Origin of the sequence: Acinetobacter lanii (assembly GCF_011578285.1) — a bacterium.
Classification (GTDB): Bacteria; Pseudomonadota; Gammaproteobacteria; order Pseudomonadales; family Moraxellaceae; genus Acinetobacter; species Acinetobacter lanii.
The window spans coordinates 592,322-605,185 of the sequence record NZ_CP049916.1 but is presented as its reverse complement, the minus strand read 5'-3'; the positions used below and the strand labels follow the sequence as shown (position 1 = coordinate 605,185).

11 protein-coding genes are annotated in these 12,864 nt (G+C 41.2%); 5 read left to right on the top strand and 6 right to left on the bottom strand.

Features of this window, described 5'->3' with window-relative positions; genetic code table 11:
* Positions 1 to 20: 20 nt before the first annotated feature.
* On the bottom strand, positions 21 to 458 hold the full coding sequence (gene mscL / locus G8D99_RS02830; RefSeq protein WP_166322441.1) for a large conductance mechanosensitive channel protein MscL: 438 nt from the start codon (positions 456 to 458) through the stop codon (positions 21 to 23).
* A 210-nt stretch (positions 459 to 668) separates the two neighbouring features.
* Entirely contained in the window at positions 669 to 2,507 is a 1,839-nt protein-coding gene (gene typA / locus G8D99_RS02825; RefSeq protein ID WP_166322439.1) for a translational GTPase TypA, read from the bottom strand.
* 173 nt (positions 2,508 to 2,680) lie between these two features.
* Between typA and G8D99_RS02820 the strand changes: the two genes are divergently transcribed.
* From G8D99_RS02820 to G8D99_RS02810, 3 genes are all read left to right on the top strand, one after another.
* A complete protein-coding gene (locus G8D99_RS02820) occupies positions 2,681 to 4,051 on the top strand; it encodes a uracil-xanthine permease family protein (protein ID WP_166322437.1) in 1,371 nt (456 codons plus the stop codon).
* A gap of 63 nt (positions 4,052 to 4,114) precedes the next feature.
* Positions 4,115 to 5,137, top strand: a complete 1,023-nt coding sequence (locus G8D99_RS02815; protein WP_166322435.1) for a methyltransferase — start codon at positions 4,115 to 4,117, stop codon at positions 5,135 to 5,137.
* 9 nt (positions 5,138 to 5,146) lie between these two features.
* Positions 5,147 to 6,616 carry an amino acid permease gene (locus tag G8D99_RS02810; RefSeq protein ID WP_166322433.1) on the top strand — a complete coding sequence of 490 codons (1,470 nt, stop codon included), beginning with the start codon at positions 5,147 to 5,149 and terminating at the stop codon, positions 6,614 to 6,616.
* A gap of 115 nt (positions 6,617 to 6,731) precedes the next feature.
* On the opposite strand, the gene G8D99_RS02805 is transcribed toward G8D99_RS02810, so the two are convergent.
* Positions 6,732 to 7,193 carry an OmpA family protein gene (locus tag G8D99_RS02805; RefSeq protein ID WP_166322431.1) on the bottom strand — a complete coding sequence of 154 codons (462 nt, stop codon included), beginning with the start codon at positions 7,191 to 7,193 and terminating at the stop codon, positions 6,732 to 6,734.
* A gap of 133 nt (positions 7,194 to 7,326) precedes the next feature.
* Positions 7,327 to 8,367 carry an outer membrane protein Omp38 gene (omp38, locus tag G8D99_RS02800; RefSeq protein WP_166322429.1) on the bottom strand — a complete coding sequence of 347 codons (1,041 nt, stop codon included), beginning with the start codon at positions 8,365 to 8,367 and terminating at the stop codon, positions 7,327 to 7,329.
* Between the two features lie 379 nt (positions 8,368 to 8,746).
* On the opposite strand from omp38, the gene G8D99_RS02795 reads away from it, so the two are divergent.
* Both G8D99_RS02795 and G8D99_RS02790 read left to right on the top strand, forming a co-directional pair.
* Positions 8,747 to 9,286, top strand: coding sequence for a pilus assembly FimT family protein (locus G8D99_RS02795; RefSeq protein WP_166327472.1), 540 nt, complete (start codon positions 8,747 to 8,749; stop codon positions 9,284 to 9,286).
* A 123-nt stretch (positions 9,287 to 9,409) separates the two neighbouring features.
* The gene (locus tag G8D99_RS02790) at positions 9,410 to 10,585 is read left to right on the top strand and encodes a thiolase family protein (RefSeq protein WP_166322427.1); all 1,176 of its coding nucleotides are present in this window, start codon (positions 9,410 to 9,412) and stop codon (positions 10,583 to 10,585) included.
* Positions 10,586 to 10,669: 84 nt separating this feature from the next.
* Here G8D99_RS02790 and G8D99_RS02785 read toward each other — a convergent pair whose 3' ends face one another.
* The gene (locus tag G8D99_RS02785; protein WP_166322425.1) at positions 10,670 to 11,155 is read right to left on the bottom strand and encodes a DUF934 domain-containing protein; all 486 of its coding nucleotides are present in this window, start codon (positions 11,153 to 11,155) and stop codon (positions 10,670 to 10,672) included.
* A complete protein-coding gene (locus G8D99_RS02780) occupies positions 11,148 to 12,791 on the bottom strand; it encodes a nitrite/sulfite reductase (protein ID WP_166322423.1) in 1,644 nt (547 codons plus the stop codon). The genes G8D99_RS02785 and G8D99_RS02780 overlap by 8 nt, the downstream gene beginning before the upstream one ends.
* Positions 12,792 to 12,864 lie beyond the last annotated feature (73 nt).

Here is a 12,864-nt window from a genome sequence, read left to right as displayed (position 1 = left end):
TTTATTTCAAAATCGAAAGTTTAGATTTGAGGACGTTTTTTCAATTCATCACGAATTTCACGAAGTAATTCGATATCTGCTGGCGTTGCTTCTGGCTCTGGAGCCACTTCTTGTTTTTTACGAATACGGTTTAAGACTTTAACCAACAAGAACACCACCCAAGCCAAGATCAGGAAATTTAAGAATACGGTCAAAAAGCTACCGTAGGTTAAAACGTTTACACCTGCCTTGGTCAATTCATCAAGTGAAGTGAGGTTATTTGGATTGTCCCCAAGTACAAAGAATTTTTGAGTAAAGTCGACACCACCACCAGTGATCACTGTGATCAATGGCATGATGATATCTTTCACCAAAGAATCAATAATTTTCCCAAAAGCACCACCGATAATTACACCGATAGCCAAATCCATCATATTGCCTTTGACAGCAAATTCCTTAAACTCTTGAATAATACTCATTTAAATCTCCAAATGATTGATACTTTATAATTAAATTTTGTGATGTAAATCTCATTCTAATTATAAAATAAGTTTACACATAATCCCATGTAATTTAATCAGATTATTGTCTTATTTATATATTTTGTTGCTCATTTTAAACAAAAAAAAATGCTACCCATCAACGAGTAGCATTTTTTCTAAGATTTTAAATCAAATTGATTTAAAACATTATTTACCAGAACGGTTACGTTTACGTTCGTTCTCAGTCAAGTAACGCTTACGAATACGAATTGACTTCGGTGTTACTTCAACTAATTCATCATCTTCAATGAATTCAAGCGCTTGTTCAAGTGTATATTCAACAGCAGGAACAAGTGTTAACGCTTCATCCGTACCAGAAGCACGTACGTTAGTTAACTGTTTCGCTTTAGTTGGGTTTACTGTCATGTCATCAGAACGAGAGTTAATACCGATGATCATACCTTCATAAACTTCTAACTGTGGCTTAGCAAATAGACGGCCACGGTCTTGAAGGGTAAACAATGCATAGCCCAAGCAAGTCCCTTGGACCATAGAAATCAACACACCGTTTTGACGTTTCGCAACAGTACCTTGTTTCATTGGACCGTAATGCGAGAAGCTAGACGTCATGATCCCTGTACCAGAAGTCATGGTCAAGAATTCAGAACGGAAACCAATTAAGCCACGTGAAGGAACAGTGGCTTCAATACGGATACGGCCTTTACCGTCAACTTCCATATTGGTCATTTCGCCTTTACGGTGACCCATTTGTTCCATTACAGCACCTTGATGCTGTTCTTCAACGTCAAACGTTACGTTTTCATACGGTTCTTGTTTAACACCGTCAACTTCTTTCAAAATTACTTGCGGACGAGATACCCCCATCTCGAAGCCTTCACGACGCATGTTTTCAATCAAAACTGAAAGGTGAAGTTCACCACGACCAGATACTTTGAAACGGTCTGGAGAATCAGTATCTTCAACACGTAATGCTACGTTGTGAATCAATTCGCGATCTAGACGTTCACGGATGTTACGTGAAGTGACAAATTTACCTTCTTTACCCGCAAACGGTGAGTTGTTTACTTGGAAAGTCATGGTCACTGTAGGTTCATCTACAGACAATGCTGGTAATGCTTCGACGTTTTTAGGATCACAGATCGTGTCAGAGATATGAAGTTCATCAATACCAGTTACACAAACGATGTCACCTGCATTCGCTTCTTCAATATCCACACGATCAAGACCGTGGTAACCCATGATTTTTAAGATACGACCGTTACGTGTCTTACCTTCTTTATCAATTACAGTCACTTGTGTGTTCAATTTAACTGAACCACGTTGAATACGACCTACACCGATAACGCCTACGAAGCTGTTATAGTCAAGTGAAGAGATCTGCATTTGGAATGGACCATCAACGTCAACTGCTGGTGGTTCAACAATGTCTACGATGGTTTGGAACAATGGCGTCATGTCATCAGCAAGTTCTTCTGGAGAAGGACCCGCAACACCACGAAGACCAGAAGCATAAACCACTGGGAAGTCTAACTGTTCGTCAGTACCACCTAAGTTATCGAACAAATCGAATACTTGGTCAATAACCCAATCAGGACGCGCACTTGGCTTATCCACTTTGTTGATAATCACGATTGGTTTCAAACCACGTGCGAACGCTTTTTGCGTTACGAAACGTGTTTGTGGCATTGGGCCTTCTTGAGAGTCAACAAGAAGCAATACACAGTCAACCATAGAAAGAACACGTTCAACTTCACCACCGAAGTCGGCGTGTCCCGGGGTGTCCACGATGTTGATGCGGTATTCAGTGTTTGTACGGGCATCTGTCCATTTAATTGCAGTATTTTTTGCAAGAATGGTAATACCACGTTCAGACTCGATAGCGCCCGAATCCATGACACGCTCGATCTCACCCGCGCGATCACCAAGAGCACCTGATTGTTGCAAAAGTTTGTCTACAAGAGTGGTTTTACCATGATCGACGTGCGCAATAATGGCGATGTTACGGAGAGTTTTAATATCTGACATGTAAATTCAATGCGTATTTAATTTGAGGGCAAATTATACAGAAAAAACTAAACTTTTAGTAGTGACAGTTGATTGACAATATCGATTTTTTTTGACAAAACCCCACCTTTTCGTTTTGTAATGCTGTGTATCTCGATTAGAATAGCACCATCCTGCCAAAACTTTGATGACTAATGTCTGATTTAAACACGCCTCCAGAGCAAAATACTCCTTTGGATTTGGTTTACGGTCTCAATGATCGCCCGAAACCTTTTGTTGCATTTTTAGCCGCTTTTCAACATTTACTTGCGATTATTGTTCCGATTGTGACACCCGGTCTGCTGATTTGTTTAGCATTGGGTGTATCCAAACAAGACACCAACATGATTTTATCCATGTCCTTGGTGATTTCAGGGATCGCAACTTTTCTTCAATGTAAAAAAGTGGGACCTTTTGGCGCAGGCTTACTCATTGTTCAAGGTACCAGTTTTAACTTTATTGGACCCATCATTGGTATTGGTTCTGCCATGGTTGCAGCAGGCACGCCTGTACAAGCCGTGATGGCCTCTATTTTTGGTGTGGTGATCGCAGGCTCCTTTATTGAAATGGGTGTATCACGCATTTTACCGTGGGTAAAAAAGCTGATTACACCGTTGGTCACGGGTATTGTCGTTCTGCTTATCGGATTAACCTTAATTAAAGAAGGTTTAATCAGCATGGGCGGCGGCTATCAAGCTCTGTCTGATAAGACCTTTGCCAATGCTGACAATCTGATTATGTCATGTACCGTTTTGGCACTGATCATTCTATTGAATCGCATTCGCATCACTTGGGTCAAAAGCTCAGCAATCCTGATTGCCCTTGTAGTTGGCTATACTGTTGCAGGCTTTATGGGACATCTCGATTTTTCTGGTCTTCAAGATGCACCTTTGGTTCAAATTCCAACGCCGATGCATTTTGGTCTAAGCTTCTCTTGGAGTTTGTTTATTCCAATGGCCTTTATTTACCTCGTGACGTCTTTAGAAGCGATTGGTGATGTCACTGCAACCTCTAAAATCTCCAATCAGCCAGTTGATGGTCCAAAATGGATGGAACGCATTAAAGGGGGCGTATTGGTCAATGGTGCCAATTCGTTCTTAGCGGGCATCTTCAACACATTCCCTAGTTCAGTGTTTGCACAAAATAATGGTGTGATTCAACTGACCGGTGTCGCGAGTCGTTATGTCGGCATTTGGATTGCCGCATTATTGGTGATTTTAGGATTGCTACCGGGCGTTGCAGGTGTGATTCAGGCCGTTCCACAAGCGGTTTTGGGTGGCGCAGTGATGGTGATGTTTGGTGCGGTTGCTGCATCGGGGATTAATATTTTAGCCGGCGTACAACTGGATCGTCGTGCACTTTTAATTATCGCAATCTCTCTTGCACTCGGTTTAGGTGTGGCTCAAGTTCCAGAAATTTTAGAACACCTACCTGAATTATTCCGCAATATCTTTAGCTCTGGCGTTGCCACTGGCGGTATTGCAGCCTTATTACTCAATATTATTCTTCCTGAAACGAAGAAATAATTTCATTTCAGAACCACTCTGCCCAGCTTTGACTGGGCAGAACTGTTCTATGGAGAATCAAAAATGGATCCGAGAAGTGAAGTTGTCATTCGACAGCACGAATATCTTTCTGGTCGTGTCTTACTTGCTAATGCTCCCACAGATGATCTGCTTTCAAATTTAGGCAACGATATCGAAACTCAAGTGTGGACATGGAACTTTAACGAATATCAATATTTTCAAAATCAACAAGCCAATGTGCATTTTGGTGTTGATGTTCCTGAAAGTCCTTTTGATCAGGCGATTATTTTTGTTCCCAAGTCAAAAGAATTATTGAATTATCTTTTGCATAATATTGTCAGCCGTTTAAGCGAAGGGGCTTCTATTTTCTTGGTCGGGGAAAAGAAAGCCGGTGTTGAGCGTGCAGCGAAACAGCTTCAGCCTTTTGGTAAATCGATTAAACTCGACAGTGCGCGTCACTGCCAAATGTGGCAACTCACCCTTGATAAAACTGTACAAGCTAAATCCCTTGCCGATTGGGCACAGCAATATAACGTCGCTACGCCAAATGGTGATTTGACCATTTGCGCACTTCCCGGGGTATTTAGTCAAAATCGTTTAGATGTAGGCACAGCCGTGTTATTGCCTTATCTATCACAAGTGACTTCAGGTAAAATTGCCGACTTTGGTTGTGGTGCAGGCGTGATTAGTGCTTACTTAGCTAAACTGAATCCGAAAAATCGTATTTTTGCGATGGATGTCGATGCCTTTGCACTTGAATCAACCCGCATGACATTTGCACAAAATAAGCTTGCACCAGAACAACTTGAGATCAAAGCGGTCACAGGTATTGAAGACGCACCGCTATTTTTACATGCAATTGTGAGTAACCCCCCATTCCATCAGGGAATCAAGACAGATTACAATGCGAGTGAAAATTTGTGTAAAACATCTCGTCGCCATTTAAAATCTGGAGGTGAACTCTGGATCGTAGCGAATCGTTTTCTCAATTACCCGATTTTAATTGAACAGAATTTTGGTCAGTGTACAACCAAAGCTGATCAACAAGGCTTTAAAGTGTTGTTCGCAAACACTCAAAAGAAATAAGGAACGTCGATGAGCGAAACAGATCAATCTCAGCACCTGAAGCGCAAGCTGGGTGCGCGCCATCTGAACATGATTGCCATTGGTGGTTCTATTGGTACAGGCTTATTTTTAGCCTCAGGTGCAACCATTGCCAATGCAGGTCCCGGTGGTGCCCTCCTCGCTTATGCACTGATTGGGGTGATGATTTATTTCCTCATGACCAGCTTAGGTGAACTTGCAACGCATAATCCAACCTCAGGTGCTTTTTTTACCTATGGCACCAAATATGTTGAACCCGGCTTCGGTTTCGCCTTAGGCTGGAACTATTGGTATAACTGGGCGATTACGGTTGCATTTGAATTGGTTGCTGTTCAGTTCATCATGAAATTCTGGTTTCCAGACATTCCTGGCGTCTATTGGAGTGCGATTTTCCTTGCGGTGATTTTCGCCATCAATGCCATGTCCGTGAAAGGTTTTGGTGAAAGCGAATTCATCTTCTCTTTGGTGAAAGTGATTGCAATTGTGGTGTTTATCATCATCGGTCTAGCCATGATTGGTAAAATCATGCTGACGCCGGGGATGCACACCTTTAGCCATTGGACCCAAGGCGATGCACCTTTTGTCGGTGGTTTTCAAGCGCTCATTGGCGTAGCGATGATTGCCGGTTTCTCGTTCCAAGGCACTGAAATGGTGGGGGTCGCGGCGGGTGAATCCAAAGACCCGAAAAAGACCATTCCAATTGCCATCAAACAAATTTTCTGGCGAATTTTATTGTTCTATGTGGTGTGTATTTTCATCATTGGAACACTCGTTGCCTATAACGATCCTCGTTTATTGCAAGCTGCTTCAAGTGAAGATGTGGCGCTTTCACCATTTACTTTGCTTTATGAACAAGCCGGTTTTGCCTTTGCCGCAAGCTTGATGAATGCAGTCATTTTAACTGCGATTTTGTCTGCAGGTAACTCAGGAATGTATTCATCAACTCGTATGTTGTTTGACATGGCACGTGAAGGACGCGCACCAAAATGGTTTGCCAAACTTGATCCTCGCGGTGTGCCGATGCATGCTCTATACGCAACTACAGCCGTTGCCGCACTGTGTTTCTTAACCACATTTATCGGTGAGCAACAAGTCTTTAACTGGTTACTCAATATGTCAGGCATGTGTGGTTTTATCGTTTGGCTTGGGATTGCGATTTCACATTATCGCTTCCGTAAAGGTTATTTGGCGCAAGGCTATAAACTAGAAGATCTTGCTTATACTGCGAAATTCTTCCCCTTTGCCCCATGGTTCGCTTTTATCTTGTGTACGGTAATTATTCTCGGACAAAATTATCAAGCCTTACTAGGCGGTAAAATCGATTGGCTCGGATTGCTGTCGACCTATATCAGTATTCCACTGTTCTTGATCATTTGGTTTGGTTATAAATTAAAAATGAAAACCAAACTGGTACCTTATAAAGAGATGGACGTTCAACCCGTGAATGTGGATAAGGAATGATCATCAAGTAATGCAATTTGACTGACATTAAACAGCCTACGGGCTGTTTTTTTATGATTGAAAATTCAGAAACAAAAAAATCGGATCTCAATCCGATTTTTTTAAACACATTTAATTAGCGAATTTTTAGGATTGCACTGACGCGGCGGTTATTGGCACGACCTTCAGCGGTATTGTTAGTATCAATTGGCTTCAAAGAGCCAGCACCGACTGCCACAAGCTGATCTGGATCAACGTTATAATCAATCACCAGCTTATTGCGTACCGCATTGGCACGCTCTAGAGACACACGCTTATTTGCAGCCACAGACCCAGTACTATCGGTATGCCCTTCAAGCTCTAAGATAAGATTTTTATTTTGAGCCAAGCCTTTAGATGCAGCCATTAAATAAGGATGATATTTACTTTGGATCTGGCTTGAATTTTTATCAAAATAAATTGATACACCATTTTTAAGTTCACTCATTGCTTTTTGAGATGCAGCATCTTGAGCAGAAGTATTTGTTGTGGTGGTTTGAGTTGCACAACCTACTGTAAATAAACTCAGCAGGACACCTGTCAGCATAATTTTTTTCATGATTATCTCTCTTATTGTTCATATCTAAATTTTATTTTGAGAAACATATCACACTAACTTTATAAGCTACTCTTTTATTTACAAAAAAAAACGACTCCGAAGAGTCGTTTTTTTTCAAGTACCAGCGTTCAAATTATTGAGCTGAAACAGTACGGCTACCAGAAATCGTTGCGAATACGCGACGGTTCATAGCACGACCTTCTTTAGTATTGTTGTCAGCAATCGGTTGATCCCAAGCAAAACCTTGAGTAGACAAACGAGAAGCATCTACGTTGTATTCACTTACTAACGCTGATTTAACAGAGTTAGCACGCGCTAAAGATAAACGTTCGTTCAATGCACGTGGACCTGTATTATCTGTATGACCTTCAATACGAGCAGTCGCATTCGGGTATTCAGCTAACTTGTCAGCAACTTTAGCAATTTCAGGTTTGTATTGATCTTTGATGTTTGATTTGTTGGTATCAAAGAACACACGTAGTTCCATGTTCAAGTCTTCAGTCAACTGTTGTTGAACTGGTTCTTGAACAACTGGAGCTGGCTCTACTGGCGCAACTTCAACCACTGCAGCAGCAGGTTTCAAGTGACCACCTAACACTACGTTAAGACCAGCCAAAGCTGTGTAGTTCCAAAAATCTTCTTCTTGGTTATATGTTGCACGTGCTTCAGTACGTAGAGACAATGCATCGTTAAGACGCCACATTGCACCTACACCACCATTGTATAATGTACCTTCGTCATTTTTAAGTGAACCAGTACCCCAACGGTTTTGAACGCCATCGTAATCATATTTGTAATGACCAGCACCTAACAATACGTAAGGTTTGATTTTGCTGTCATAGTTTTTAGTGAACAAGTCAGAAGTCGCAATGAAGTTACCATTGATCTGAGTTTGTTTGTATTCAGCACCTGGAAGAGCGCCATCTACGTCACCTTTCACTTGGTTATATTCAGCTTCAAAGCTTAACCAAGGTGTTAATTCAATACCTAAAGCACCACCAACGAATAAATCGTCTTGAAGCTCAGGACCATTGGTCAAATGTTCAGCCCAGCTGTTGTTATGACGAGAATCTTGGAACGTGTAACCAACCAAGATTGGTGTGATCACTACACCTGCATTAGCAACTAAAGGTGCAGCAACAAGCATAGCAAGTGCGATACGACTCAATTTCATGGATATCCTCCAGAGATAAAATTTATTGTTCAAGCTCAGCCCTAATTAAAACTATTATGGCTTCCTGAGATAGGCTTTTTTATACCCCAGTATTTTTTTTAAGCTACTCACGTTTGAATCATACAAACACTGGAGCAATTTTCCAAGTGCTTGATTACTTTAATCAACTCAATTATTGACAAAATTGCTTACAATTTCCGTTGTATTTCGGTAAAAATTTACTCAAATTACTATTGTGAATAACTTAATCTTTTCATTGCCGACATTTTAACAGCAATTATAAATGATAGTAATCTTTTTTTACGATGCTTTATTCTGCATTTTTTAAATAAAAAATTATTTAATTTCATAAGATTAACAAAGATAAGAAGACTTAACAATGTATTCTCTCTGTAAAACACATGCTTTCACCCTGATTGAACTCCTGGTTACCATTACTATTCTTGCAATTATCAGTATGATTGCTATCCCTCATTATCATCAATTCAGAGAACGTCAAGAAGTTGCTCAGCTTCTCACCACTATCCGACAACATGTTAATTTGTCTAAAAGTTTAGCCAGTACCTATCATACTCAAATCGTGATCTGTTCAAGCTCCAATGCGACTAAATGTGAAAACAACCAATGGCATAAAGGCATGATTATTTTCAGTGATCTTAATCAAAATAAAACCTTAGATAGCAATGAACCGATTCAAAAAACAGTCATGACTGATATGAAATATGGTTCATTCCAATGGAATGGTGGCGCGGCAAACCCCAATACCATTAGCTTTCAAGATGATTCAGGTTTACCACGTGGTTCACAAGGTAATTTTATGTATTGTAGTTTTAAACATCCTGAAAACCATCGTTATATTGCGATTAGTCCGATGGGTCATACACGTATACAAACAATCACCCATTGTCAAAGCTTATAAAACATCATCTTCTACCACTGCATAGTTAACTAAGATTTCATTTTTCCGCTTTATTCTTGTTCTTTTTTCAATATACTGCTTGTGCTTGGAGCGTTTGATTAAAACAAAATTGGAGAGAAAACAATGACTGACATCGTGATTGTCAATGGTGCAAGAACTGCAATGGGTGGCTTTCAAGGAAGCCTAGCGAGCTCAACAGCACCAGAACTAGGGGCCGTAACCATCAAAGAAGCGATTGCACGCTCGGGTCTACAACCAACAGATGTCGAAGAAGTGATTATGGGATGTGTACTCCCTGCTGGCTTAAAACAAGGGCCTGCGCGTCAGGCGATGCGTCTAGCAGGACTACCTGATTCCACAGGTGCAGTCACCATCAATAAACTTTGCGGTTCTGGGATGAAAGCGGTCATGCAAGCGGCTGATATGATTAAAGCAGGCTCAGCCAATATTGTTGTTGCTGGTGGTATGGAATCTATGACCAATGCGCCTTATGTGCTGCCAAAAGCACGTGGTGGTTTCCGTATGGGTCACGGTGAGATTAAAGACCATATGTTTTTAGATGGTTTAGAAGATGCTGAAACCGGTCGTTTGATGGGTTCTTTTGCGCAAGATATGGCAAACACCAAAGGCTATACCCGTGAACAAATGGATAATTTTGCGATTCGCTCTTTAAAACGTGCACAAACAGCCGTAAATGAAGGCTACTTTGCGGATGAAATCGTGCCTGTGACCGTAAAATCACGTAAAGGTGATGTCGTGGTTGACAAAGATGAGCAACCGTTCAATGCCAATATCGAAAAAATTCCAACGCTTCGCCCAGCATTTGCCAAAGATGGGACTATCACTGCTGCAAATGCAAGTTCAATCTCAGATGGTGCATCAGCATTAGTGCTTACATCAAGTGAGCATGCTTCTTCTAAAGGTTTAAAACCTTTGGCAAAAATTGTGGCATATGCATCAAATTCACAGCATCCATCTGAATTTACCATTGCCCCTGTTGGTGCGATTCAAAAAGTCTTGGATAAAACGGGCTGGAAAGTGGAAGAAGTGGATCTTTGGGAAATTAATGAAGCCTTTGCGATGGTCACCATGTGTCCAATGGATGAATTCAAACTTGATCCTGAAAAAGTGAATATCAATGGCGGTGCATGTGCCTTAGGTCATCCTGTCGGCTCTACGGGTTCTCGTATTATTCTCACTTTGATTCATGCGCTTAAGCGTACGGGTGGCAAGCGTGGTATTGCAGCCCTATGTATTGGTGGTGGTGAAGCAACTGCTGTTGCGATTGAATTAATTTAATTCATTGAAGTCCCCTCGCCCTCTAGGAGAGGGAGCTAAAATAAAAAAACCTCCACTTAGGAGGTTTTTTTATTTCAAAACAGATTATTTACCTGTTTGGTATTGTGCTTGTGATACAGCCGTAGATGCTTGGTAAGGATTGGTAAAATCACCCAAACCTGCTGCTGCTTCCTGAATGTCTTTACCTTCTTTAATGACGAAAGTATCGAAACCAGAACGCTTCATATAGTTCAACACATCTTTAAATACATCGCCTGTTGCACGAAGCTCACCTTGGAAACCTTGGCGACGAAGCAGTGCTGCAAATGAATAGCCGCGACCATCATTGAAACCAGCAAACTCGATAAAGATGGCATCCAACTGATCCAATGGAAATACGTTGGTTTCAGGAGAAGCATCTACAGTGATGTAAAGCGCTTTTTTACCTGACACATTGGCAATTTGATCTAACTGCTCAACCGTTAAAACCACATCACCTTGTGGCAATACGCCATCTTCACCAATGAGTTGGTAAGTGTTATCTGAAACTGTGCCATCTTTAGAGAGCACTTGTAGTGCGGTATTAAGCATATGCACGCTCCTTAAATGGTTTGATGCCAACACGGCGATAGGTATCAATAAACTCTTCACCCTCTTCACGCAGATCAAGATAAGTGTTTAGGATTTCTTCCACCACATCTGGCACACGATCTGCTGCAAACGATGGCCCTAAGATGTCACCAATGGATGCATCATGGTCTGCATTACCACCTAAAGTGATTTGGTAGAACTCAGCACCTTTTTTATCTACGCCAAGAATACCAATATTACCCACATGGTGATGACCGCAGGCATTCATACACCCTGAGATGTTAAGGTCCAATTTACCCAAGTTGTAAATGGTATCGAGATCATCAAAACGACGTGAAATCGCTTCAGAAATTGGAATCGATTTCGCATTGGCCAATGAACAGAAGTCACCGCCTGGGCAGCAAATGATGTCCGTCAAGAACCCAATGTGTGCGCGTGCCAAATTGTTCTTTTCTAGAATCATCCAAAGTTCAAATAAGTCTTTTTGTGGTACATCTACAAGTGCAATATTTTGCTCATGTGTAGTACGTAATTCACCAAAAGTATACTTGTCTGCAAGGTCTGCGATCAAATTCATTTCTTCAGTGGTCATATCACCCGGCGCAATACCGGCACGTTTCAAAGAAATCGTCACGATACGATAACCTTTGACTTTATGCGCATTGGTATTGATGTTAAACCACTGTTTGAATTTTGGATATTCAGCAAATTGTGCTGTGAAGTCTTCCTCTGCATAATCTTGATAATCAAACGGTGTAAATTCTTCGTCTAATTTTTTCAAGATTTCAGGTTGAATTTTCAAAGTCTGAATCGTATGAGCAAATTCAGCTTCAACTTTCTCTGCAAAGACTTCAGGAGTTAATGCTTTCACCAAAATCTTAATACGTGCTTTATATTTATTATCACGACGACCATGCAAGTTATACACACGAAGCACAGCTTCAAGATAAGCAATTAAGTCTTCACGTGGCAAAAACTCACGAATAAAGCTACCAATCACAGGTGTACGACCTAGACCACCACCCACTTTGATTTTGTAGCCGATCTCACCTGCTTCATTTTTTACGATATATACACCGATATCATGGAAAGACGTTGCAGCACGATCAACTTCCTCAAGTGCAGACACTGCTATCTTGAATTTACGTGGTAAGAATGCAAACTCTGGGTGGAACGTTGACCATTGACGGATCAATTCACAAGTCGGACGTGGATCTGCGATTTCACCTGCAACCACACCTGCATATTGGTCAGTCGTGGTGTTACGAATACAGTTTCCTGAGGTTTGAATCGCATGCATTTGGACAGTTGCAAGCTCAGCCAGCATCTCTGGGACATTTTCTAGCGCAGGCCAGTTAAACTGAATGTTTTGACGTGTAGACACGTGCGCATAACCACGGTCATAGTCTTTTGCCAAAGATGCAATTTTGCGTAATTGGTTTGAGTTCATTAGACCATAAGGCACTGCTACACGAAGCATAGGTGCATAACGTTGCACATAAAGCCCATTTTGCAGACGTAGCGGACGGTATTCATCTTCCGTCAATTTACCCGCTAAATAACGTTCCGTTTGGTCGCGGAACTGTGCAACACGTTCATTGATCAGTTGCTGATCGAAATCAGTATATAAATACATGGCGTACAGCTAGTAGTGTCATTATAAAGGCAGACAGAATAACGGCATTTAAACTATCAATAAAATGCGTTTT